Here is a 25,044-nt window from a genome sequence, read left to right on the forward strand (position 1 = left end):
GTGATAGATAAATTTGTTTATAACACACTTCAATGAATTAATCCCCCCTTCACCGTTTACCCCTTTATTTACGGAAGCTTAATTTGCACATTCAGAGTTTTCTGGCTATATCATTTTTATATCCTCAAAACCAAATCCTCTATTAATTACAGGGTTTTATAAGGCGCAAAACACGCATAGCAAACATTCTGTCTCATAAGTAATTAGATTCGCTCTGATGTTGCCACTCTGAATTCTGGCGGGCATCGTTCGCTCTAAAAAAGACGGTGAGTACTGTGTAATGAACAGTCACTCCGCCGGGGGCGCCCTTTACCTTATCCAGAGATGGCTCGTCTTGCTCGTCGTTCACGATAACTCTGCTGGAGTAATACCTAAATGAGCCAAATCTCTGTTATTTCAAAACTCACTGGCGTGGAAACGACTACGGAAGGCACACAGGTTACGCTGAGCCATTCCTCTATCGTTGAGCTTCATGTAGAGCGTGCTGATGTCTCCCACTTCGCGCGAAGTGGTAACGATCTGGTGGTGACGCTGCACTCCGGGGAAGTGATCACCCTTAAGAATTTCTACGTCACGGACGCGCAGGGCGTGAGCCAGCTGGTATTGCAGGAAAGTGACGGCGCGTTATGGTGGATAGAAGATCCTGCCGGGGCCGCCACGTACGAATCTATCGCCTCTACGGACGTGTTGCTTGCAGCGTCCGGTAGTGATGCCGGTGGCGCAGCCATCTGGCCGTGGGCGCTGGGTGGCATTGTCGCGGCAGGCGCCATCGCGGCGGCGGCAAGCTCCGGCGGTGGCGGCGGTGGGGATGACGATGATGGGAATAACAACAATCCTAACCCCAACACACCAGTCGATCCGTCCAACCCGGATACGACACCGCCGAATGCGCCAACCAGCCTTCAGTTCTCGGGAGACGGTAAAAGCGTCACCGGTACCGCCGAGCCCGGCAGTACCATCACCCTGAAAGACGCGAACGGCAACGTCATCGGCACGGGCAAAACCGGCAGTGACGGCAACTTTACCGTGTCTCTCGGCACTCCACTGACCAACGGCGAACAGGTGACCGCTACCGCGACGGATGCGGCCGGGAATACCAGCCAGGGCACCACGATTACTGCGCCGGATCTCACCGCACCCGATGCCCCAACTATCGGTAGCGTGACGGACGATGTTGATCCTCAAACGGGGTCGGTCACAAACGGCGGCAGCACCAACGATCCACGCCCGCAGCTCAGCGGCACCGCGGAGGCGGGCTCCACCGTGACCATCTATGACGGCGGAGTCGCGATTGGCACAGCGGTTGTCGCCAGCAACGGCACCTGGACATTTACCCCGTCAGTTGACCTGAGTGAAAGCACCCACCAGATTACCGTGCAGGCAACCGACGCCGCCGGAAACATCGGACCGGCCTCTCCGGTATTTACCCTCACCGTGGATCTTACCCCGCCGACCACGCCGACCGCGATTGTGCTGACCGACGACACGGGCGTTATCAGAGGGACCATTACCGCAGGCACCCCTACCGATGCTTCACAGCCGATCCTGGCGGGAACGGGCGAGCCCGGTGGCACAATCACTATCTACGATAACGGCGTGGCGGTAGGAACCACAACGGTGCTGCCGAACGGCACCTGGAGCGTCACGCCGAACGGCCCACTCCCGGACGGAACGCACTCAATAACCGTCGTTGAAACCGATGCAGCCGGAAACCAGAGTGCGGCCTCAGAGCCTATCATCTTCACCGTGGACACCACGCCGCCGCTGGCCCCCGGCGACCTCGTCGTTTCGAATGATGGCGGCACCATCACCGGCACCGCCGAACCAGGCAGCACGGTGACCATCCGTGAGGGCGACGCTATCCTCGGCACGCCGGTAGCCGACAGCGAGGGTAACTTTAGCCTGACGCTGACCCCTCCTAAGCTCAACGGTGAAATTCTGACCGCAGACGCCACCGACGCTGCGGGCAATACGGGGCCAGCGACCTCCGCAGCGGCACCGGATGTTACCCCACCGCAAACCCCGGTTATCGTGTCGGTGATTGATGATGTTCAGGCGACGGTCGGTCCCGTGGGCCAGAATGGGCTGACTAACGACCGGGCACCGACGCTGAACGGCACGGGCGAGCCCGGATCGACCATCACGATCTCCAACGGAAGCGATATTATCGGCACGGTGGAAGTTCCCTCATCCGGGCTGTGGAGCTTCACGCCGCCCTCTCCGCTGGTCGATGGCACCTACGTGCTGACGGCGACGGCGACGGATGCAGCCGGTAACCCGAGCGGCCAGTCAAACGCGTGGACGATTATCGTTGACGGTACTGCGCCAGCCGCCCCGGCGATTACGCAGGTCATTGACGATGTGCCCGGACGCACCGGCTCGCTCGACCTCAATGAGACCACCAACGATTCAACCCCGACGCTCAGCGGTACCGCCGCGGCCAACGCTACCGTCACTATCCGCGTGGATGGGGTTGATGTTGGTACCACCGTCGCCGATGGCCTCGGCGCGTGGATCTTTACCCCAGACACCCCGATCGCTGAGGGTCCACATACCCTGACCGCCGTCGCAACTGACGCGGCGGGCAACATCAGCGATGTCTCCAACAGCTGGGGCATTACCATTGACAGCGTGGCCCCGGATGCGCCAGTCATTACCCAGGTGGTGGATGACGTGCCAGAGCGCCTCGGCGCGCTCAATTCTGGCGACAGCACCAACGACACCACGCCAACGCTCAGCGGCACCGCGGAGCCGGGCTCAACCGTCACCATCCGCCAGGACGGCGTCGATCTTACAACGATTTTGATCGACAGCAGCGGCACGTGGACCTATACCCCGACCACGCCGCTTGTTAACGGCACCTATACCTTTACCGCCGTCACCACCGATGGGGCGGGGAACACCAGCCAGCCGTCAGGCGGCTTCACCCTGACCGTCGATACCACGCCGCCAGCGGCGGCCACCATCGCCACCGTGACCGATGATGTCGGCGGCGTTAACGGGCCGCTCACCAGCGGTGACACCACCGACGACACCCAGCCGCTGCTGCAGGGCACCGCGCCAGCAGATGCGGTGATCACCGTCTATGACGGCACCACCCTGCTCGGCACTGCCGTTCTTGACGGCAGCGGCGGCTGGAGCTTTACGCCCGTTACCCCGCTCACCGACGGTCCTCATACGCTAACGGTGCATGCCACGGATGCCGCGGGCAATACCACCATCTCAACGCCGTTCGAACTGACGGTGGATACCGTCGCGCCTGCCACGCCGGATATTCCGGCAATCACCGTCAATCCTGACGGCACAGAAACGCCGCTGAACCCGGGAGAAACCACCCGCGACACCACGCCGACCCTGAGTGGTACCGGCAATCCGGGCGATACCGTGACGATCTACAACGGCGGCGTCAAACTTGATGATGTGCTGGTGGACGGCACCGGCAACTGGACCTGGACGCCCGCCACCCCGCTGCCTAACGGCACCTATGACATTACCCTGACCGTGACTAACACGGACGGCACGGGCAACGAAAGCGCCCCGTCACAGCCGGTCACCATCACCATTGACACCGACGCGCCGGCTACGCCTGCGGCACCGGTAATTACCGACAGCGTCAGCCAGATAACCGGCCCCGTTCCCGATGGCGGAACCACCAACGATCCGCGCCCGGTCCTGAGCGGCACCGGTACGGCAAACGACGTTATCAACATCACTGACACCGTCAACGGTACACCGACCGTCGTGGGCACCGTGACGGTAGACAGCAACGGCAACTGGAGCTGGCGTCCTGAAAGTGATATTAGCGAGGGCAACCACGTTTATACCGCCACCGCCACCGACGAAGCGGGCAACGTCTCGGCCCCGTCGCCAGCGATTACGATTACCGTAGATACCGTAGCACCGGATGTTCCGGTATTTGACGCCGTCGGGGGCCAGCCGAATGGAGGCTTTATCACCGATGCGACGCCAACCGTCGGCGGTACCGGTGTTAACGGTGAGACGGTCATCGTTTACAACAACGGCGTCGAGGTAGGACGTGTTGATGTCGTTAACGGAGAATGGAGCTTTGTCCTGCCACAACAACCGGACGGCCTGCTGAACATCACCGTTGCGGGAGTTGATGCCGCGGGTAACGTCAGCGCGCTGAGCCCGGTCGTTTCCGTGACGCTTGATACCGTTGCGCCAGAGATCCCCGTCATTAGCGCCGTAGCTGACAGCCAGCTGTCCAATAACGTGCTCTACACGAAAGACGGCACGCCGACGCTCACCGGAACCAGCGAACCCGGCACTACCGTTATCGTCTCCGTCGACGGTAACCCGTCTGGCGTGCCGGTGACGATACAGCCGGACGGCAGCTGGAGCTGGACTGCCGGTACAACATTGCCGGATGGTCCGCATACGTTCACCGTCTCGTCTGTCGATCCTGCCGGTAACACGTCAGGGAATTCAGCACCGCTGAGCGTGACGGTCGATACCGTCGCCCCGGCAGATCCGGGCAACATGAGCCTGCCTGAGACAGGAACACCGCTGACCGGTAACGCCGAGGCAGGAAGTACCATTACCGTGAAAGACAGCGGGGGTACCGTCATTGGTACCGGCGTTGTCGGCAGCGACGGCAGCTTCTCCATTGCGCTGAGTCCGGCGCAGCTGGATCCGACCACGCTAACCGTAAGTGCTACCGATGCCGCAGGGAATGCCAGCCCCGGCACGCCATTCATTGTCACCGATTCACAGCTTGAGCTGCCGCAGGTACCCGTCATTACGGCAATCGTCGATGATGTGGACCCGGTCATCGGCGATGTGAAAGGCAAAACCACCAACGACACCACGCCCACGCTTACCGGTACGGCCGAAGCGGGCAGCGTAATTACCATCTATCAGGACGGTAGCACGACGCCATTGACAACGGTGACCGCCGACGGCAGCGGCAACTGGAGCTATACGCCAGCCGCGCTTGATGAGGGACTGCACACCTTCGAGGTGACCGCGACCCTCAACGGTGCCACCAGCGGCCGTTCTCCGGCGGCCAGCGTGACCGTCGATCTGACCGCCCCGGGCACGCCTTCCATTGGCTCGGTCATTGACGATGTTGGTCCCGTCACCGGTCCGCTGACCAGCGGCCAGACCACCAACGACAACCAGCCGACCCTCACCGGCACCGGCGCGGTGGGTGATACCATCTCCATCTATAACAACGGCGTGCTGCTGGACAGCGTGGTGGTCGGTAATACCGGTACCTGGAGCTACACCACCCCCGTCCTGCCAGAAGGCAATAACGTCCTGACCATCCGCGAGACCGATCCAGCGGGGAATCAGAGCGGTCCTTCGGCGGACTTCACCCTCGTGGTGGATACCCTTTCCACCACGCCGGTCATCACCAACGTAACGGATAATGTGGGCAATGCTGCCACTCCGATCGTCAGTGGCAGCGAAACGAACGACGCCACGCCAACGCTTACAGGGACCGCGGACGCAAACAGCGTGGTGACCATTTTCGACGGCGGCACCCAGATTGCCGTAGTAACGGCTGATGGCACCGGCGCGTGGACGTTTACTCCTGATACGGCACTCGTCGAAGGCTCTCACAGCTTCACCGTCCAGGCGACCGACCCGCAGGGCAACGTCAGCGAAGTCTCAGCCCCGTGGAGCGTGGTGGTTGACCTGACGGCACCAACGGTTCCTACGCTGGATACGGTGAACGACAACGTCCCTGGCGGCGTCACGGGCAACCTCACCAGCGGGCAGACCACCAACGACAACACCCCAACGATTAGCGGTACCGGGCAGGCGGGCAGCACCATTCACATCATGAATAACGGCACGCAGATCGGTACGGCGACCGTCGACGGAACCGGGAGCTGGTCCTTCACCCCGACCACGCCTCTGGACGACGGCGGCTACAGCCTGCGCGTCTATGCAACGGACGCCGCAGGCAACGCCTCGGCAAACTCCTCGGTGTTCGCCTTTACCGTCGATACCGCAGCCCCTGGCGTGCCGCTGGTGACCAGCGTCATTGACGATGTCGCGCCGGTCACCGGTACGCTCACGTCGGGCAGCACCACCAACGACGCGCGCCCAACCTTCAACGGCACGGGCGACGTGGGCTCCACCGTGCATGTGATTGTTGATGGCAACGAAATTGGCACCGCCGTGGTGAATGCCCAGGGCGGCTGGACCTTCACGCCGGGTGCCGATCTGCCCGACGGGTCACACGTCATCACCTTCAACGCTACCGACGCGGCGGGTAACGCGGGCACCGCAACAGCACCGTTTAACCTGACGGTAGATACGGGCGTGCCGTCTGCACCGGTCATTTCGACTGCGGCAGACAACGCGGGCAGCGTTCAGGCTCCGCTCACTTCCGGGCAGAGTACCGACGACACCACGCCAACGCTGAACGGCACCGCGACGGCCAATGCCACGGTCACTATCTATGAAAACGGGCAGCCGGTCGGCACCGCGCTGGCAGACGGTACCGGCGCATGGAGCTTTACGCCGTCAGCGCCGCTGACCGCTGGCAGCCACACCTGGACCGCCACGGTCACCGATGCCGCAGGGAACATCAGCCCCGCCTCGCCAGACTTCACGCTGGTGGTTGATATCACGGCACCCGCCGCGCCGGTTATCAGCCAGGCGATTGACGATGTGGGGAGCATTACCGGGCCAATCTCGTCCGGGCAAACAACCGACGACACCGTACCGCGGCTTGTCGGGACCAGCGAACCGTTTGCCACCGTCAATATCTATGAAGGCACCACGCTGGTCGGGACAGGTACCGCTGACGGCAGCGGCAGCTGGAATATCCTGCTCAATACCACGCTGACGTCCGGCCCGCACAGCTTCACCGCGCAGGCCACCGATGCCGCAGGCAACACCAGCGTATCGTCAGCCAGCTTCAGTCTGACGATTGACACCGCGCCGCCTGCGCTGCCGGTGCTCACCAGCATTCTGGATGATGTGGGCAATGCGGCGACGCCAGTGGCGAACGGAGGAATAACCAACGACGCACAGCCAACCCTCAGCGGGACGGCGGAAGCGGGTTCTACAGTGAAAATCTTCGATAACGGCGTGCAGATTGGCAGCGTGACCGCCACCGGTGGGGCGTGGAGCTATACGCCTTCTCCGGCGCTCAGCAACGGTTCGCACACGTTGACGTTTACCGCCACCGATGCCGCAGGCAACGCCAGCGCGCCAACCGCCGGATATACGATTAACGTTGATACCCTTGCCCCGGCCGCGCCAGTTATCAGCTCGGTAATTGATGATGTCGGCAGCGTCATCGGCCCGGTGACCGGCACCAACCCGACCAACGACACGCGTCCGGCACTGAGCGGGACCGCGGAAGCGAATGCAACGGTACGGATCTACGACGGCATTACGCTGGTGGGCACCGTCACCGCCGACGCCAGCGGCAACTGGACGCTGCCAGAAACCACCACGCTGACGCAAGGCACCCATAACTTCACCGCCACGGCCACCGATGCCGCAGGCAACACCAGCCCGGCATCGGCCGTGACGACGATTATCGTCGATCTGACCGCGCCAACGGCCCCAACCGGAACCTTCAACGCCGACGGTAGCGTATTAACCGGCAATGCCGAAGCTGGCAGCACCGTCACCATCCGTCTCGCGGACGGCTCGACGGTGACCACCACCGCGGGCAGCAACGGCACGTACAGCTACACCTTCATTAACAAACAGACCGAAGGCCAGACGCTGCAAATCACCGCCACCGACGCGGCAGGCAACACCTCGCAGCCCGGCTCGGTCCTCGCGCCGGTGGTGCCGCTCTCCGCCAGCAATAACGTCGAAGAGCTGGATCTCAGCACCACGGCCACCGTCACCAACAGTCAGTACAGCGACTACGGCTTCCTGCTGGTCGGTGCGGTGGGCAACGTCCTGACGCTGCTGGGGAATGACACCGCCCAGGTCAACTTCACGGTGGGCAGCGGCGGCAGTGCCGATATCGTGGTGAACGCCAACGCCACGGGTGCGGTGCTCTCTCTGCTCAACACCCTTGAGCTGGTGGTTCAGCATTACGTCAACGGCGCCTGGACCACCGTGGTGGATACCGGCCAGCCGCAGTTTGCTGACCTGCTGACCCTCGGTGCAACCGGCGTATCGCTGAACCTGACCGGGCTGGCGGACGGCGACTATCGCGTGCTCAGCTATAACACCAACCTGCTGGCGACCGGCTCCTACACCAGCCTCGATGTGGCGGTGAAAGAGACCGGCCCGGGTACCGTCACGGGCGACACCAGCCTGGACGGTAACGTGATCACCGACGTTGACCCGACCGCAGGCAGCGATAACGCCCCGGCAGGCGCGACGGTCACGGCCGTCACCAACGCACAGGGCGCCACCACCAACATCACGGCTGACGGCACGGTAATTCAGGGCCAGTACGGCACGCTGACCATTAACCGCGACGGCAGCTACACCTACAACCTGACCGACACCAGCGCGGCGGTCATTGGCCGGACGGAGAGCTTCACCTACACCATCACCTATAACGGCGCCAGCGCGTCGGCGAACCTGGTGCTGTCGCTGGGTGCCGGTACGGTCAACGGTATTGTGGCGGTGGACGACACGGCTTCGCTGACCTTTGACACTACCGTGAATGAAATTAATAACGGTACCTCGTCTCAGGGCGGCTTCACCCTGGTGGGCATTAATCTCGGCAACACGCTGGGGCTTAACCTGCTGGACGATATGACCAACCCGATTATCTACAATGTTGAGGAAGGTACCACCCGCACCATGACCATCCAGGCCTCCGTGGGCGGCGTGGCGCTGGCGTCGGTGTTCGATCTGTACGTCTATAAGTTCAACAACGCGACCCAGACCTTCGAGCAGGTACGCGTCGAGTCGGGCTGGCTCCGCGCCCCTCTGCTGGGCGGCACGTCACCGCAGCTGACGCTGCAGCTGCCTGCCGGGGAGTACCTGTTCCTGCTGAATACCGCGTCCGGGATCACCGCCCTGACGGCCTACACGCTGAGCGTCCTGCAGGATCATGTTTACAGCGTGGCGAGCATCAGCGAGACGACCACGGGCGACGTGCTGGCGAATGACCCGGTTCCAACGGGTACGGTAGTCAGCGAGGTCAACGGCGTGACGGTTAACAGCAGTGGCACAACCGACATTCAGGGGGAATACGGCACGCTGACCATTAATTCGTCCGGCCAGTACACCTATACCCTGAGGAGCGGTGTCGGCGTGGACCATATCAGCACGCCGGATACCTTCGTCTACACCATTACCGCGCCAGACGGCACGAAAGACACGGCATCGCTCAACATCACCCCAACCGCGCAGGCGATGAATGCGGTGAACGATGTCAGCGCCGTGATGGATGTGACGTCAGTGCATCACACGTCGGTCTACTCCGATACCACCGTCGGCAGTGCCAGCTGGACGACGGCGCTGTTCTCATCAACTCAGGGCTCCGGCAGCGGAACCTTCGTGGTGGATCCGAACACCGCACTGCATAACGCCTCGCTCCACTTTAACGTGGCCTCGCTGCTGGCGCTGGGCGGGCTGACGGTGAACTGGACAATCAGCGACAGCACGGGCGTGATCCGCACCGGCTCCTTTAGCGGTGGCTCGCTGCTGGGTGGCAATATTGACGTCCCGCTGACCGGGCTGGATCTGAACGCCGGTACCTATACGCTGAGCTATACCGGCAGCGTACCGGGGCTGAGCGTCGGGACCATCACCATCACCCCAAGCGTCAACGGCACCACCTACTCGCTGAGTGATTTCGACGCCACGGGCACCCACACCGTCAACGGCAATATCTTTGACGGTACCGACTCTGGCGGCGTGCTGGATCAGCTGCACTCGGTGGATACACGCGTCAGCATTACCGACTTCAACGGCGTTACCACCACGCTGGATCCGTACACCGGCAGCGCCACCGTGAACATCACGGGTCATTACGGCACCCTGGCGATTGCCGCTGACGGGCATTACACCTATACCCTCAACAGCGGGGTATCGCTCTCAACCATGACGTCGAAGGAGACCTTCAACTACACCCTCACCGATGCCAACGGCAACACGGATACCGCGTCGCTAACCATCAACATGGCGCCGAAATTTATCAGTTCGGAGCATAACGATGTGATTAGCGGTACGGCCTACGGCGATACGCTGATCTATCAGGTGCTGAACAGCACGGTGGGCAACGCCACGGCGGGTAACGTCAGCAGTACCGCGGGCGATCACTGGAACGGCTTCTCGCTGGCGCAGGGAGACAAGATCGACATTGGCGACCTGCTGGTGGGCTGGGACGGGAATACCTCTTCGTTGGGGAATTATATCCATGTCACACAAAGCGGTAGCAACACTGTGATCTCCATCGACCGTGACGGTACAGGGAGCACCTACACTAATACTGCACTCGTTACGCTTGATAACGTTCAGACCACCTACGACGAGCTTGTAAACCAGCAGCACATCATTACCTGATAGCACCTGCAAGAGATGACCCGGGCGCACAGCGCCCGGGCATAAATAATAAAGCTGTACTTTTTTATTAGGGACATGACATGGGAATAAAGATGCCTTACTGGTGGCTCTCGTGCTGCCTGATATCTGTGCCCGCCATCGCGGCAAACCCTGCGGCGATGATTAATACCGGACAACTCCGCGAAACGCAGGAACTTCCCTCACTGAATGGCCGCGTCGCCCCGGTGTCAGGCAAAGCCGCCCCCGGCTCATTACAGCTTGGCGAGGCCGTCAACCGTGCCGTCACCTGGCATCCGGCAATCGCTGAAGCCGTGGGCAAACTCTACGAACAGAACGAGGAGGTCGACGTCGCCAAATCGAAATACTATCCGCAGATCAACGCCGGCATGGACAACGGATATTCCCACGACGGCGACCAGAACGGCTTTACGCCGTCGCTGGTGCTCTCTCTTTCACAGATGCTTTACGACTTCGGCAAAGTGGCAAGCCAGGTGCGGGCCGAAAACGCCGGGGTCGCCCAGCAGCAGGCCAACGTGCTGGTCAGCATCGACACCATTGCCCACGATACCGCTATCGCCATGGTGCAGGTGCAAACCTGGCAGCAGATGGTCGACACCGCCAAAGAGCAGCTTGACGCCCTCTCCTCTATAGGCACGCTGACCCGCCAGCGTAACGACGAAGGGGCCACGTCGCTCTCTGACGTGGTGCAGACCGACGCGCGCATTGAAGGGGCGCGCGCCCAGCTGATGCAGTACCAGGCCAACCTCGACAGCGCCCGCGCCACGCTGATGAGCTTTCTCGGCTGGAACAGCCTGAACGATATCAGCAATGATTTTCCGCAAAAGCTGGCCCGCAGCTGCGATATCGCCGAGCCGGACGATCGTCTGGTGCCTGCGGTCCTTGCCGCCTGGGCACAGGCGAACGTCGCTCAGGCTAACCTTGACTACGCCGATGCCCAGATGACGCCAACCGTCTCGCTGGAGCCGGAAGTCCGTCACTACCTGAACGATCGCTACGCGGGTAACGAAACGCGGGACCGCACCCAATATTCCGCCTGGGTGAAAGTGCAGATGCCGCTCTATCAGGGCGGCGGACTCACCGCCCGACGTAACGCCGCCGGACACGCGGTGGAAGCGGCGCAGTCCACCATTCAGCGCACGCGCCTTGATGTTCGTCAGAAACTGCTGGAGGCCCGCAGCCAGGTGATGAGCCTGCAAAGCACGCTGCAAATTCAGGGTCGCCAGGAGGCGCTGAGCGCCCGCACCCGCGAACTTTACCAGCAGCAGTATCTCGATCTCGGCTCGCGCCCCCTGCTGGACGTGCTCAACGCCGAGCAGGAGGTCTATCAGGCGCGCTTTACCCAGCAGCAGACCCTCGGACAACTTCACCAGCTGCAGCTCAACTGCCTGTATAACACCGGGCAATTGCGTCATGCGTTCGATCTTGATAACCGCACCATTCAGACCGTGGAGATCCAGCCATGAAGCAACGCGACATCCCCCAGGGTGACACCATGACGGACGCGTCGCTGGAACAGTGGGCGCAGGCTTTTGGCTACGTTGCCACGCGCTACCGCGTCGCCTGCTCGCCCGGCTCGCTCATCGCAGGCGCACCATGGCTGAAGGGCAAACCGATGGTGCCCGCGCTGACTCAGCTTGCCCGTGAAGCCGGGCTGACGTTCCAGCTGCTGACGGCCGATCAGCAGTCGATCAACAGCTGGCGTCTACCGGTGGTGGTGGAGCTGAGCGACGGCAAAATCGGCGTGATCGACAATTTTGACGGCGAGGATACGCTCGAGGTCACCTTTTTCGATAACGAGACGTACACCAACCGCCTGTCGATGAGCGCGATGTTGCCCGCCATTCGCCACGTGATCGCCCTGCGTCCGCTGGCCGCGCTGAAAGACAGCCGCGTGGATGCCTACATCTCAAAATACCGCCCGGACTGGCTCTACCGGCTGGTGATGCGCGACCTGCGCCCCTACAGCTGGGTCATGCTCGCCGCGCTGTTTATCAACATTCTGTCGCTCTCGGGAATTGTCTTCTCCATGCAGGTGTATGACCGGGTGATCCCCGCCCAGTCCTACCCGACGCTCTATGTGCTGACCATCGGAGTGCTGATCGCCACCCTGTTTGGCTTTGTGCTGCGCGTCGCGCGCGGTCACATTATGGATCTGCTCGGCAAGCGCTCGGATCTGCGCGTCTCGGATCGCGTGTTCGGTCACGCGTTACGGCTGCGCCACAGCGCCATTCCACGATCCACCGGCAGCTTTATCTCCCAGCTGCGCGAGCTGGAGCAGATCCGCGAGATGGTCACCTCTTCCACCATCTCGACGATTGTCGATCTGCCCTTCTTCTTCCTGTTTGTGGTGGTGCTGGCGATCATCGCCCCGCAGCTGGCGTGGATCGCCCCGGTGGCGGCGGTGATCATGGTGCTGCCGGGCCTGCTGCTACAAAAGAAGCTGGCGGAGCTGGCGAAACAGTCGGCCCATGAATCGACCCTGCGCAACGCTGTGCTGGTGGAGAGCGTGCAGGGGCTGGAAGACATCAAGCTGATGCAGGCGGAGAACCGCTTTTTGCAGCAGTGGAACAGCTATATCCAGATCACCGCGGAATCGGGCCTGCGCACTCGCGAGCTGACGCAGAACCTGATCAGCTGGGGGATGACCGTCCAGAGCCTGGTTTACGCCGCCGTGATCGTGGTCGGCGCGCCGATGGTGATCGACGGCACGCTGACCACCGGCTCGGTAGTAGCCGCCTCGATGCTGGCGTCCCGGATGATCGCCCCGATGGCGACGCTGTGCGGCGTGCTCGCCCGCTGGCAGCAGGTGAAAGCCGCTAAAGAAGGGCTGGACAGCATTATGCAGCTGCCGACCGAGAACCAGCGTGAAGAGACGCCGATCCGCCAGGACGTGCTGCGCGGACACTATCTTTTCGAGCAGGCGCAGTTCCGCTATCAGCCGGAAGATCCGCGTATGGCGCTACGCATTAACCGTCTGGAGATCAGGCCGGGCGAGAAAGTGGCGATCCTCGGGCGTAACGGTGCGGGCAAATCCACCCTTCTGCAGGCGATGGCGGGCGGAATGGATCTGGCGGCTGGCGAGCTGCGGCTCGATAACTTCAGCCTGCCGCATCTGGACGTGGCGGACGTGCGGCGAAACGTCGGCTTTATGACCCAGAACGCACGGCTGTTTTACGGCACCCTGCGCGAGAACATCACGCTCGGCATGCCGCGCGCCACCGATGAAGAGATTTTCGAGGTGCTGGAGATGTGCGGCGCGGCCAGCTTTGTCCAGAAGCTGCCGAAGGGGCTGGACTACCCGATTATGGAAAACGGCGTGGGGCTCTCCGGCGGGCAGCGGCAGTCGATTCTGCTGGCGCGTATGCTGCTGCGCGACCCGAATATCGTGCTGATGGACGAGCCGACCGCTTCCCTTGACGAGCACACCGAGCGGGAGTTTATCCAGCGTCTCGGGGCGTGGCTCGGCAACCGCACGCTGGTTGTCGCGACCCATCGCGTGCCGGTGCTGGAGCTGGTGGAGCGCGTGGTCGTGCTTAAAGATGGAATGCTGGTCATGGACGCGCCAAAAGCGCAGGCGCTGAGCAACAGCCGCATGCAGCAACAGCAGCAGGCAGCAACCGGACGGGAGTGGAAAAATGAAAATCAGTCAGCGTGACGTGGCGGCAATGGACGATCTTGATAACGCGCTCGACTCCGAGAGCGGCTACACCGGTGCGCGGCGGATCGTCATCTTCTCGCTGCTGATGTTTGTGGCGCTGGGCGTCTGGGCGTGGTTTGGCATGCTGGATGAGGTCTCAACCGGCTCGGGGAAAGTGATCCCCAGCTCGCGCGAGCAGGTATTACAGTCTCTCGACGGCGGGATCCTCACCGAGCTGAACGTCCACGAGGGCGATCAGGTTCAGGCCGGGCAGGTGCTGGCGCGGCTTGACCCAACCCGTTCTGAATCGAACGTCGGTGAAAGCGCAGCGCGCTACCGGGCTTCACTGGCCTCCAGCGCCCGCCTGTACGCCGAGGTGAACGACCTCCCGCTAAAATTCCCCCCTTCTCTGGCAAAGTGGCCGGATCTGATTGCCGCCGAAACGCGGCTCTTCAACTCGCGCCGCGCCCAGCTGGAGGACACGCAGCGTGAACTGCGTTCGGCGTTAGATCTTGCGAACAAAGAGCTGGCGATCACCCAGCGGCTGGTAAAAACCGGCGCCGCCAGCCACGTGGAAGTGCTGCGCCTGCAGCGGCAGAAAAGCGACCTGGAGCTGAAGCTCACCGACGTGCGCTCGCAGTACTACGTTCAGGCGCGCGAGGCGTTATCCAAGGCCAACGCCGAGGTGGATATGGTCTCGGCGATCCTGAAAGGCCGTGAGGACTCCGTCACCCGCCTGACGGTAAAATCCCCGGTCCGCGGGATCGTGAAAAACATCAAGGTCACCACCATCGGCGGCGTGATCCCACCCAACGGCGAGCTGATGGAGATTGTGCCGGTGGACGATCATCTGCTGATTGAAACCCGCCTGTCGCCGCGCGATATCGCCTTTATCCACCCGAACCAGGAGGCGCTGGTGAAGATCACCGCCTACGATTACGCCATCTACGGCGGGCTGCACGGGGTGGTGGAGACCATCTCCCCGGACACCATCCAGGACGAGGCCAAGCCGGAGGTGTTCTATTACCGCGTGTTTATCCGCACCAGTCAGGATTACCTGGTGAATAAGGCGGGCAGGCACTTCTCGATCGTGCCGGGGATGATTGCTACGGTGGACATCAAGACCGGAGAAAAAACGGTGCTGGATTATCTGATCAAGCCGTTTAACCGGGCGAAGGAGGCGCTGAGGGAGCGATAGTCAATCGCCGGGCGGCGGCTCCGCCTTACCCGGCCTGTATACCTGTAGGCCCGTGCAAGCGTAGCGCCGCAGGGCATTACACCGCACGCCAGAACTGGAATCCACCTCGGAGTATTAATCTTTAGTCATGCATCCCACTTCCCTTCAGCCATCGCCCAGGTAATATTAACCGCAGACAAAAATGCACTTGCGCACAGTGCGGGAGTGCATTACCATTCAATCAGCTTCATGGACTGGAGCTCGGCAGCATTATGATTAGTTATTTTCGGGATCAATGGCTTGAGGATTTTTTTCTTTACGGCAGATCGAGCAACGTTATTCCTTCAAATCTGGAAACAGCACTTGCGAGAAAGCTCGATATCATCAGGGCAGCAACCTCGCACAGGGATTTGCGATCGCCACCGGGCAATATGTATGAAGCATTGAATCCTCCGCTGAAGGGATATTCCTCAATCCGGGTAAACAGGCAATACAGGCTCGTATTTCGCTGGACAGAGGGTAAAGCTGAAGATCTCTACCTCTCTCCACACAAGTACACGCAACACAAGTGAGGCATCACCCATGACACTTCAACAGGCACTCCGCAAACCTACCACGCCGGGCGACGTGTTGCAGTATGAGTATCTTGAACCGCTCAATCTGAAAATCAGCGATCTGGCGGAGATGCTCAATGTTCACCGCAACACCATCAGCGCGCTGGTCAATAACAATCGCAAGCTTACTGCCGATATGGCGATCAAACTGGCAAAAGCCTTTGATACCACGATTGAATTTTGGCTTAACTTACAGCTGAACGTCGATATCTGGGAAGCCCAATCTAACTCCAGGACGCAGGAGGAGTTGAGCCGTATAAAAACGATTGCAGAAATCATGGCAAAAAGGAAATCAGGCCAGCCGGATGTGGCCTGAATCAAACCGGCTCTACAGCGCCACCTTTAATCCCCCACTGCCCCGGCGTTTTACCGGTCCACATTTTGAAAACCTCAATAAATGCGCTGACGCTGCTGTAGCCGCAGGACAGCGCAATCCACCCTACCGGCTTCCCCGCCGCCAGCCACTCCATAGCCTGCATGACGCGCGCCAGCTGCCGCCAGTTAACGAAGTTCATTCCGGTCTGGGCGCTAAACCGACGGTTAAACGTACGTACGCTCATCCCGGCATGGCTGGCATGACTCTCGACCGTCTGGTTATCATCGACAAACTGCAGCAAGCGGCTGACCACGTTCTTCAGACGCGGATCCGTCGGTACGGGCAGAGAAAAGTGAACCTGGGGCGTCAGGGCAAGCTCATCCAGCAGTAAAGTCAGCTTTCGCGGATCGTACTCGCTCTCTGCATTACATAAACGGGAAAACAGTGCATGAGTGAGATCGTCCGGCTCGAACAGCGCGGGGGCATCGGGAAGCATTGCACAGCAAGCAGGGTCAAGATAGATAGCGCAGCCTTCTATCGCGCTTTCAGAAAAGGCGGCGTGCTGCTGGCCCGGCGGGATCCAGCCGATATGTTTTGCCGGCACGACCGAGCGCGCCTGCTGCGTCTCAATGACCAGCAGCCCCGTTGTAATGCGCCACAACTGGCCGGTGCGATGGCTGTGCCACGGCGTTCGGTACCCGCCGGGATGAAGGAGCGCTTCAATACTGATCATACCATTTTGACCGAAAATCGTTATTCATCGACGTATTACAGAAACTGCGTCTTCGGCTGTCAAGGATAATGGTGGCTCAACATCACGAGGAGCTAACATGACCATCATCACATCCCTGATAAACCAGCCCGACAACACCGCGCAGCGCACGCAAATGGCCTGCCTGTTAACCCGCTTGTTCAATGGCAATTTAGATCCGGCAGAGGTATTTACGCCCGACTACCAGCAGGTTACGGACGGCCACATTCTTGATTATCAGGGATTTCTGCAACACCTGAACCATGTGCGTGCGCAGATCCGCGAGATTACGTTTACCGTTGAAGCGTTGTGTTGCCATGACGAATGTGTGGCAGACCGGCACAGAGTGGCCGTGACGTATCCGGATGGTCGCCAGGCGGAGTTAGAGGTGTATATGTTTGCCGCGCTGCGCGAGGGGAAAATCTGTCGTATCCATGAAGTGACGCAGACGATCGGCGGCGATGCTTCAGACCGCGCGCTCGCCCACGCCACGCAATAAGCTCACCCTGCGCGCACAACGGCAACTGCCGTTATGCGCGATCTGTTACAGCGAGATCTTCAGGCGTCGAACCGCTTCTATCAACTGCTCATCCGTTGGGGTAACGAATGACATGCGCAGCGTTGTCTGGTCCGGCGCGTTGCAGTAGAAGAACTCACCCGGAACAAACACCACGCCGTTGCTTAAGGTTTTTTCCAGCCAGCGCGTGGTATTCATGCCGTTGTTCATTTTCGCCCACAGGAACATACCGCCTTTTGGCTTGTGGAACGACATCACATCGCCCAGCCCGGCTTCCAGTTCCGTTGCAAACGTCTGATATTTCTGGCGATAGGCTTCGCGGATCATTTTAATCTGGTTCGCCAGACGCCCGGTTTTCAGGTACTCATACGTCATCAGCTGCGACAGCGTGCTGGTGTGCAGATCGGTGGTTTGCTTGAGGTTCACCACCGCGCGCTTCAGCCACTCCGGCACCAGTACCCACCCTACTCGGGTACCCGGCGCAAGAATTTTTGAGAAGGTGGAGGTGTAGACCACATTATCTTCATTACCGATATCTTTGGCATGGGCAATCAGCGGGCGGAAGACTTCATCGGTATAGTTAATTTCGCTGTACGGATCGTCTTCGATAATCACGAAATCATAGCGCTTCGAGAGTTCCACCAGCTGTTTGCGGCGCGCTTCAGAAAGCGTTACGCCGCCAGGGTTACCAAAAGTTGGAACGATATAAACCGCCTTGATGGTTTTCTTTGCCACCAGTGCTTCAAGCTCATCGACCTTCATGCCGTCACCGTCGGTACCGACGGATTCAAAATTCGCCTGCGCCAGGCCAAAGACCTGCAGCGCGGCGAGATAGGTAGGACGCTCAACGACAACCGTATCGCCCGGGTTAATTAACGCGCGCGCCAGCACGTCCAGAGATTGTTGAGAGCCGGAAGTAATAACGACATCATCAGCCTTACAGGCGATGCCGCGTCCCTCGCAGATGCGTTTAATTTCCTCGCGCAGCCCCGGTACGCCTTCCGTCAGGCCATACTGGAACGCCTCGCCAAAATGCTGCGATAAGACGGCATCAGCGGCAATTTTCAGACCTTCGTGATCGAATAAATCGGGATTGGGAATACCACCACCCAGCGAAATCACACCCGCCATTTTACTGTGTTTTAATAATTCACGGATGGCAGATGATTGCAGGCCCTGCGCGCTGCTGGCGAGTTTGTTTGCAGACATTCTTTGATTACCTTCTTTTTTATATTGTGCCCAATCTTAGCAGAATATGAGCAATAAATTCCGTTAGCTTAGGCAGCGGCCGCAAATCCTGACGCCACAGTAAATGCACCGGCCTTGGCGCGGGCGTGAACGGCTCCAGCACCCGCACCAGCCTGCCGCTTGCCAGCTCTTCCGCTACCAGTACCTCCGGTTGCAGCAACAACCCCGCCCCGGCTCGCGCCGCCATACGTAAGCCGTAGCCGTCGTTGCATCGTAAGATCGCATCCCGCTTCCAGCGCACCTCCCCTTCCACGCCCGGCAGCCGCCATTCGTTGCGCGCGGTCCACACCGTGTGCGACAGACACAGATGATCCACCAGATCGGCGGGCGTCTGCGGCGTGCCGTGTCGCGCCAGATAATCCGGCGCGGCACAGATCACCATGTTGTAGGGGCACAGATATTTCGCCACCAGATCGTCATTACGAATATCGCCAATGCGAATAGCCAGATCGACGCCTTCCTCCACCAGATCCACCATCCGGTTAGTGAGATCCAGCTCGATACGCACTTCCGGGTAGCGCTGCAAAAAACTGGCCGTCAGAGGGGCGATCGCGCAGCCGCCAAACGACGTGGGGGCCGTGACGCGCAGGGTGCCGGCGGGTGCCGCGCGCAGGCGCTCCACCGCGCTTTCGGCAATCGAGACCTGCTCCAGCACGCGCCTGGCCTCTTCGACATACACGCGTCCGGCGTCGGTCAGGCTCTGGCGACGGGTATTGCGCTCCAGCAGCCGCGTACCGAGCTGCGATTCCAGCAGCGCTATATATTTCCCGACCATTACCGCCGACATCTCAAGCCGTGCTGCCGCGCCGGTAAAGCTGCCGCTTTCTACCACCGCGATAAACGTCTCCATGCCGCGAAGCTTATCCATATTCCGAACCTCTGGTTAGTAATCATCTAACTTTAGCCCAGTTTATCTGAGTTTTTATTTATTAAAGAATGAAGGCTCACAACATTAAGGAGTCTGCTATGAAAATCGTCATTATTGGTGCCAGCGGTACGGTCGGTCGTGCTGTGACAGAAGAGTTAAGCCGTCGTCATGAGACGATCCGCGTAGGTCGCACGCAGGGCGACTATCAGGTGGATATCACCTCGCAGGCGAGCGTGCAGGCGCTGTTTGAGAAAATCGGTCCGGTGGATGCCATTGTCTCTGCCAGCGGCGGGCTGCACTTCGGCCCGCTCGCGACAATGAAAGACAGCGATTTCAACCAGGGTCTGCAGGACAAGCTGCTGGGGCAGGTGCGTCTGGCGCTGACCGGCCAGCACTACCTGAACGAAGGCGGCTCGATTACGCTGATAAGCGGCATTGTGGCGCACGAGCCGATCGCTCAGGGGGTTAACGCCACCACGGTAAACGCGGCGCTGGAAGGGTTTGTTCGCGCCGCAGCATGTGAACTGCCGCGCGGGATCCGCATTAACCTGATTAGCCCGACGGTACTGACGGAATCCGCCGAAGCGTATGACGGATTCTTCCCCGGATTCGAAAGCGTTCCCGCCGCGACCGTGGCCCAGGCCTACCGCCGAAGCGTGGAAGGGGTGCAGAGCGGGAGGGTGTATAAGGTGGGTTACTGAGCCTTACGGGCGGCGATCAGCACCAGCATGGGGCGCTCCGCCTCTTCAGCCAATGCAGGCCAGGCGTCAATTTGCGCCTGCGTTGGTCCCCACTCATTGACTTCGCTTATCGTTAACCCGGCCTTGATCAGCGCGTTAAGCGTAGTGCCCAGCGTGCGGTGGTATTTAATCACCCCATCTGCCAGCCAGTTGCTGACGCGCTGGCTTTCGTCCTGATAATGGTTCACGCCCCAGAAGCGCTCGCCGCTGTCGTCCGTCAGCCAGCCCTGACGGGTGGCGCAGGTGTAAATCGGGTGCTCCATTGAGAACACCAGGCTACCGCCGGGTTTGAGCGCGCGCTGAACGCGGGCGAATAGCGTATCCAGCTCCGGCAGGTAGTGCAGCGCCAGCGAGCTGTAGACCAGATCGAGGCTGTTCTCGTTGAGCCTGAGAGATTCCAGATCGCTACGCTGATAGTGAATCTGTGGATCGACGGTAAGCTCCGCTGCGCGGGCGAGCATCTTTTCTGAGATATCGACCCCCGTGACGTCAGCAGCGCCCAGCTCACGCGCCCCGCGACAGAACCAGCCGTAGCCGCAGCCGAGATCGACGACCGATTTGCCGGTTAAATCCGGCAGCATGGCCTTGAGCGCGGGCCACTCCGGCGCGCCGTCCAGCCCCTGCACCGAGCGCGGAAGCCGGGCGTAGCCTTCGAAAAACGCCGGGTTGTCGTAGATGTTTTGTGCCATAGCAGATCCCTCTTTAAGAATGTGACTCCCAGTATATAGCATTGCCTGCGGCCTGATGCCCTCACCCCACCCCTCTCCCACAGGGAGAGGGAGAAATGCACGTCAACCCACCGAGCCCCAGACCAGATTTCCCTTATGGAACGTCGCGGTACGCGGCGAAATGCGCGCCACGGCCTCGGCGGAACAGGAGGCATCCACCAGCACAAAGCTGGCGTCGTCCTGCGCTTTCGGCCACACGCGCTCGCCTTTGTCGTTCAGCGGCAGCACGTCGCCGGTGGCGATACCGAGCGCGCGGGAGAGCGTCTGCTCGTTCGGGCGGATGTAGAGCTGCGCGTAAAGATTCGCTTTTTCCAGCATGTCCCCCAGGCCGTACGGCGACCAGTGGTCGATCACGCTGTCGGTGCCCGTCATCACAAACACACCTTTATCACGCAGCTGCTTCAGCGGCATGTGCAGAGTGCCAATCGGCACGGTGGAAGCGATGGTCACCTGCTGCGCCGCCATGCGGGTGGCGATCTCATCCACCTGCTGCTCGTTGAGCGTCGCCAGCGCGAAGGCGTGACTGATGGTCAGCTTGCCCTTCAGTGCCGGCGTTTTCTCCACGGTTTCCACCATATAGTTCACCGCCGCCACGCCCGCCGGGCTGGTTTCGTGCAGGTGAATGTCCACCCCTTTGTCATAATCCAGCGCAATCTGGAACATGGTGTCGAGGGATTTCTCCATCGCGCCGTCAACGCTGGTCGGATCCAGTCCGCCCACGTAGTGCGCCCCGGCCTGCATCGCCTCGCGCATCAGCTTTTCAGAGTTGGACAGCAGCAGGCCGTGCTGCGGAAAGGCAACGATTTCACAGTCAAAACCCGCTTTGCGGCGCGCCAGCACCGCCTGCAAATTTTCCAGGTTTTTCAGGCCAGAAACCGGCTCTATGTTGCAGTGGCTCCGGGCGATAGTTGACCCTTTCGACTGGATCAGGTCGATAAGCGCCTCCGCGCGTTCTTGCGTGTAGGGCTGTAGCTCCGGCAGCAGCTTCTGCTCAAGGCGGATCATGTCCTGAATGGTAGTGCCCGCCGGGCGATTCAGGGAGCGCCACGGACCGCCGTAGAAGGTTTTATCCAGGTGAATGTGCATGTCGCGCATCGCCGGAAGCATCAGCTTTTTACCCGCGTCGTAGTGTGGCAGGGTTGCGTCGGCGTGGCTGTTGTTGTCGCGAAGGGCGATGATTTTTCCGTCCTTGATCTCCAGCGTTTTCAGCTCGGTGCGGGTGCTCGTCGCCACGCTGCCGTCGAAGTTGAACCCGGCCTCCAACAGCACGTTGTCGAGGTAATAGTGTTTTGCGGTGATGCTCATCGGTTTGCCCGTCTCGCAGGTTGGCTTTGCGTTATCCGCAGCATACGCGACGGAGCCAGTCGCGCCAAACAGCGCGCAGGCGGTAACCATTTTTCCGCTCTGGCTAATAAATTCGCGGCGGCTTTTGTTTTCACTCATCTTTTCTTCCTTCATTAATAATATGGGTGCCCGTTTCCCCGCGCAGCGCCGCGGCAAGGCAGTCTGGCGAGGTAATGACCACGCGCTTGCCACCGTGTTTTAAAAATGCCAGCGAGGCGACGATTTTGGGCAGCATGCTGCCCGCCGGGAAGTGGCCTTCGTCCATGTAGCGCGTCATCTGCGCCACGTTTACGGTGTCCAGCGCCTGCTGATTCGGCTTGCCGAAGTGAACGCACACCTTCTCCACGCCGGTGGTGATCACCAGCACGTCGGCGTGGATCTCGCGTGCCAGCAGCGCGGTGGAGAGATCTTTATCAATCACTGCGTCGACGCTCTGATAATCTCCCTCTTCGCTGCGCACGACCGGGATACCGCCCCCACCCGCGCCGATCACCACGTACCCTTTTTGGGTCAGCGTCTTGATGGCATCCGCCTCGACAATTCGACGCGGCTGCGGCGACGCTACCACGCGGCGATAGCCCCGGCCGGAATCCTCGACAAAATGCCAGTCCGGGTGCGCGCGCTGCAGCTCGTCACGCTGCGCCTCGCTGAAGAACGCGCCGATCGGTTTCGTCGGATGCGTAAAGCCGGGATCGTTTTTATCCACCTCAACCTGGGTGACGACCGTGACCGCTTTTTGCTCCCCGCGCGCGGCCAGACGGTTGTTAAGCGCCTGCTGGATCAGGTAGCCGATCCCGCCCTGGGTATCCGCCACGCAGTTCGCCAGCGGGGTCAGCGGCAGCCCTTCCCGCTCGTGGGCAATTTCGGCGCGGCGCAAATCCAGCCCCACCTGCGGGCCGTTGCCGTGGGTGAGCACGATGTCATAGTCGGAGGCCAGCATATCCAGCACCGACTCGGCCACCGCTTTCACCGCCTGCGCCTGATGCTCAACCGACTGGCTGGCGTTGTCTTTGATAATGCTGTTGCCGCCGATGGCGACGACCATAAGCTCTTTCATACGTGTTCCTTCGCAACAGTAATTTCAGCGCTCGCAACTTCCCGGCTATCGAGAAAATGCTTCACCACAAACATGCCGCCCATCATCAGGTAGGCCGTGACGAACATCAGCGAACTGCCCTCGGCAAAGCCCACCACCGGGGCGTGGATCACCCCAAACAGCGCCAGTAACGCTCCGCCCGCCGCCGCAACGGCCCCGCGCAGCGGCTTGTTGATGATGGCGAAGATGGCGATACAGCCCCAGAGCATGCTGGCAAGCGGCGCGCCGTTGCCAAGATGCACTAACCCCTCGTAGTAAATGCCCTTGCTGTGCAGCACGTCGCTGCCGATTTTCGCCGCGCTGGTGCCTGCCGCCCCCATCACGCTGTTCATCATGGTTAGCGCCCAGTTAGCGATCCACGGGAACAGGCAGATGAAGATAACGGGCACCTCCACTTTCGGCGTCTCCCTCACCACCTGGTTGGCGGTGACGATGCCGATAAACACCAGAATCGGCACGATGGCGGTCATTGGAATGATGGCGAGCATAAACGCCCCCAACCCGAACAGCGGCACGATGAACATGGTCACGCCGGAGGCCAGCGTGTAGCCGATGCTGGCGCCCATCGCTTTCCAGCCTGGGTGGCCGACGTAGACCGTGACCGGGAACGGGTTGCCCATCAGGCAACCGAGCATGGAGGCCAGACCGTTCGCCAGCATCACCTTGCGGGTCGGGTATTCATCCCCTGCCGCGTGGGCGCTTTCGATGTTCTCGAGGTCAAAGATGTAGTTCGCCAGCCCCAACGGTACGGCAGAAGCAAGATACGGCAGCGCGTGCGGCAGCCCCTGCATAAAGCTGTCCACATGCACTTCCGGCGGGTTAAAGCCGAAGGATGACATGGACGCTTTAATCGCTTCCGGGCTTTGCAGACCCGAGAGCCACGCTAGCGCCGTTCCGGCAACCAGCAACAGCAGACCGGTCGGGATTTTGGCGAAAATCGGCTTTTTACCGAACCAGTTAATAAAGATCAGCAGCAGGACGATGAACGACACGGTCGGCGCTTCGAACGCCTGCAGCATCGGGTTCATCGCCAGCAGCAGCAGGCCCAAACCGGAGAGGCACGACAGCAGCACGGTACGCGGGATCATCTTGCGGATGGTTTCCCCTAAAAACGAACCGCCCGCGAGGATCATCGCTTCTACGAAACACCACACCAGGCCAATCTGAATGGCGAACTCCGCATCGCCCGTTTGCTGATACACCGGCATCAGCACCAGGAAGGTCACGGTAAAAATTGACGGCGCGCTGGGGCCGGACGGCAGCGCGGTGACGTCCGTTCGCCCGGTGGCGCGCGCCATTTGCATGCCAAACCAGGCGTAGCAGAGGCTCGCCACCAGTACCGCCAGCCCGAAGGCCGGCGCGATGCGTCCATAAACAATCTCCTTCGGGATGCCGACGACAAAAATGAGCAACCCCATCATGGTCAGCAAATTGGTCAGGTTGTTGGTCATCAACCCGAAATACGCCGCCCAGTCACCTCTTTTCCACTCCAGTTTCATGTTTTTCATGGATGCATG

General features: G+C 60.4%; 15 protein-coding genes. 8 read left to right on the forward strand and 7 right to left on the reverse strand.

The window, feature by feature from the left end:
* Window positions 1–375 precede the first annotated feature (375 nt).
* From ACWKXT_RS14745 to ACWKXT_RS14770, 6 genes are all read left to right on the forward strand, one after another.
* Complete coding sequence (locus ACWKXT_RS14745; protein ID WP_454532741.1) at window positions 376–10,470, forward strand: BapA/Bap/LapF family large adhesin; 10,095 nt, start codon at window positions 376–378, stop codon at window positions 10,468–10,470.
* An 80-nt stretch (window positions 10,471–10,550) separates the two neighbouring features.
* The gene (locus ACWKXT_RS14750; protein WP_454532742.1) at window positions 10,551–11,954 is read left to right on the forward strand and encodes a TolC family outer membrane protein; all 1,404 of its coding nucleotides are present in this window, start codon (window positions 10,551–10,553) and stop codon (window positions 11,952–11,954) included.
* A complete protein-coding gene (locus ACWKXT_RS14755; protein ID WP_454532743.1) occupies window positions 11,951–14,146 on the forward strand; it encodes a type I secretion system permease/ATPase in 2,196 nt (731 codons plus the stop codon). Before ACWKXT_RS14750 ends, ACWKXT_RS14755 begins: the two co-directional genes overlap by 4 nt.
* A 10-nt stretch (window positions 14,147–14,156) precedes the next feature.
* Window positions 14,157–15,326, forward strand: a complete 1,170-nt coding sequence (locus ACWKXT_RS14760; protein ID WP_454529182.1) for an HlyD family efflux transporter periplasmic adaptor subunit — start codon at window positions 14,157–14,159, stop codon at window positions 15,324–15,326.
* Window positions 15,327–15,577: 251 nt separating this feature from the next.
* Window positions 15,578–15,877, forward strand: a complete 300-nt coding sequence (locus ACWKXT_RS14765; protein ID WP_063408809.1) for a type II toxin-antitoxin system RelE/ParE family toxin — start codon at window positions 15,578–15,580, stop codon at window positions 15,875–15,877.
* A gap of 10 nt (window positions 15,878–15,887) precedes the next feature.
* Complete coding sequence (locus ACWKXT_RS14770; protein ID WP_454532744.1) at window positions 15,888–16,235, forward strand: HigA family addiction module antitoxin; 348 nt, start codon at window positions 15,888–15,890, stop codon at window positions 16,233–16,235.
* Between the two features lies 1 nt (window position 16,236).
* On the opposite strand, the gene ACWKXT_RS14775 is transcribed toward ACWKXT_RS14770, so the two are convergent.
* Complete coding sequence (locus ACWKXT_RS14775) at window positions 16,237–16,968, reverse strand: helix-turn-helix domain-containing protein (RefSeq protein WP_454532745.1); 732 nt, start codon at window positions 16,966–16,968, stop codon at window positions 16,237–16,239.
* 97 nt (window positions 16,969–17,065) lie between these two features.
* Here ACWKXT_RS14775 and ACWKXT_RS14780 point away from each other — a divergent pair, with 97 nt between their 5' ends.
* Entirely contained in the window at window positions 17,066–17,485 is a 420-nt protein-coding gene (locus tag ACWKXT_RS14780) for a nuclear transport factor 2 family protein (protein WP_454532746.1), read from the forward strand.
* Between the two features lie 45 nt (window positions 17,486–17,530).
* Here the strand turns inward: ACWKXT_RS14780 and ACWKXT_RS14785 are convergent, their stop codons facing one another.
* Both ACWKXT_RS14785 and ACWKXT_RS14790 read right to left on the reverse strand, forming a co-directional pair.
* The gene (locus ACWKXT_RS14785; RefSeq protein WP_454532747.1) at window positions 17,531–18,712 is read right to left on the reverse strand and encodes an aminotransferase-like domain-containing protein; all 1,182 of its coding nucleotides are present in this window, start codon (window positions 18,710–18,712) and stop codon (window positions 17,531–17,533) included.
* A 19-nt stretch (window positions 18,713–18,731) separates the two neighbouring features.
* On the reverse strand, window positions 18,732–19,619 hold the full coding sequence (locus tag ACWKXT_RS14790; RefSeq protein ID WP_454529141.1) for a LysR substrate-binding domain-containing protein: 888 nt from the start codon (window positions 19,617–19,619) through the stop codon (window positions 18,732–18,734).
* A 68-nt stretch (window positions 19,620–19,687) separates the two neighbouring features.
* On the opposite strand from ACWKXT_RS14790, the gene ACWKXT_RS14795 reads away from it, so the two are divergent.
* Window positions 19,688–20,320 (forward strand): short chain dehydrogenase, encoded by a 633-nt coding sequence (locus tag ACWKXT_RS14795; protein WP_454529142.1) that lies wholly within the window; start codon window positions 19,688–19,690, stop codon window positions 20,318–20,320.
* Here ACWKXT_RS14795 and ACWKXT_RS14800 read toward each other — a convergent pair.
* The 4 genes from ACWKXT_RS14800 to ACWKXT_RS14815 all read right to left on the reverse strand — a co-directional run bounded on the left by ACWKXT_RS14800 (window position 20,314) and on the right by ACWKXT_RS14815 (window position 25,035).
* Entirely contained in the window at window positions 20,314–21,048 is a 735-nt protein-coding gene (locus ACWKXT_RS14800) for a class I SAM-dependent methyltransferase (RefSeq protein ID WP_454529143.1), read from the reverse strand. The genes ACWKXT_RS14795 and ACWKXT_RS14800 overlap by 7 nt on opposite strands.
* A 102-nt stretch (window positions 21,049–21,150) precedes the next feature.
* Window positions 21,151–22,530 (reverse strand): amidohydrolase family protein, encoded by a 1,380-nt coding sequence (locus ACWKXT_RS14805; RefSeq protein ID WP_454532748.1) that lies wholly within the window; start codon window positions 22,528–22,530, stop codon window positions 21,151–21,153.
* Window positions 22,523–23,488 carry a carbamate kinase family protein gene (locus ACWKXT_RS14810; RefSeq protein WP_454532749.1) on the reverse strand — a complete coding sequence of 322 codons (966 nt, stop codon included), beginning with the start codon at window positions 23,486–23,488 and terminating at the stop codon, window positions 22,523–22,525. Before ACWKXT_RS14810 ends, ACWKXT_RS14805 begins: the two co-directional genes overlap by 8 nt.
* Complete coding sequence (locus tag ACWKXT_RS14815; RefSeq protein WP_454532750.1) at window positions 23,485–25,035, reverse strand: xanthine permease; 1,551 nt, start codon at window positions 25,033–25,035, stop codon at window positions 23,485–23,487. The genes ACWKXT_RS14810 and ACWKXT_RS14815 overlap by 4 nt, the downstream gene beginning before the upstream one ends.
* Between the last annotated feature and the right edge of the window lie 9 nt (window positions 25,036–25,044).

This window comes from Enterobacter sp. UPMP701 (assembly GCF_053709515.1).

Bases quoted from the DNA above. Each gene is read 5' to 3' on its own strand.
- ACWKXT_RS14775 (WP_454532745.1), bottom strand. From the start codon at position 16,968: ATGATCAGTATTGAAGCGCTCCTTCATCCCGGCGGGTACCGAACGCCG.
- ACWKXT_RS14755 (WP_454532743.1), top strand. From the start codon at position 11,951: ATGAAGCAACGCGACATCCCCCAGGGTGACACCATGACGGACGCGTCG.
- ACWKXT_RS14810 (WP_454532749.1), bottom strand. From the start codon at position 23,488: ATGAAAGAGCTTATGGTCGTCGCCATCGGCGGCAACAGCATTATCAAA.
- ACWKXT_RS14800 (WP_454529143.1), bottom strand. From the start codon at position 21,048: ATGGCACAAAACATCTACGACAACCCGGCGTTTTTCGAAGGCTACGCC.
- ACWKXT_RS14790 (WP_454529141.1), bottom strand. From the start codon at position 19,619: ATGGATAAGCTTCGCGGCATGGAGACGTTTATCGCGGTGGTAGAAAGC.
- ACWKXT_RS14765 (WP_063408809.1), top strand. From the start codon at position 15,578: ATGATTAGTTATTTTCGGGATCAATGGCTTGAGGATTTTTTTCTTTAC.
- ACWKXT_RS14750 (WP_454532742.1), top strand. From the start codon at position 10,551: ATGGGAATAAAGATGCCTTACTGGTGGCTCTCGTGCTGCCTGATATCT.
- ACWKXT_RS14770 (WP_454532744.1), top strand. From the start codon at position 15,888: ATGACACTTCAACAGGCACTCCGCAAACCTACCACGCCGGGCGACGTG.
- ACWKXT_RS14815 (WP_454532750.1), bottom strand. From the start codon at position 25,035: ATGAAAAACATGAAACTGGAGTGGAAAAGAGGTGACTGGGCGGCGTAT.
- ACWKXT_RS14760 (WP_454529182.1), top strand. From the start codon at position 14,157: ATGGACGATCTTGATAACGCGCTCGACTCCGAGAGCGGCTACACCGGT.
- ACWKXT_RS14745 (WP_454532741.1), top strand. From the start codon at position 376: ATGAGCCAAATCTCTGTTATTTCAAAACTCACTGGCGTGGAAACGACT.
- ACWKXT_RS14785 (WP_454532747.1), bottom strand. From the start codon at position 18,712: ATGTCTGCAAACAAACTCGCCAGCAGCGCGCAGGGCCTGCAATCATCT.
- ACWKXT_RS14780 (WP_454532746.1), top strand. From the start codon at position 17,066: ATGACCATCATCACATCCCTGATAAACCAGCCCGACAACACCGCGCAG.
- ACWKXT_RS14795 (WP_454529142.1), top strand. From the start codon at position 19,688: ATGAAGGCTCACAACATTAAGGAGTCTGCTATGAAAATCGTCATTATT.
- ACWKXT_RS14805 (WP_454532748.1), bottom strand. From the start codon at position 22,530: ATGAGTGAAAACAAAAGCCGCCGCGAATTTATTAGCCAGAGCGGAAAA.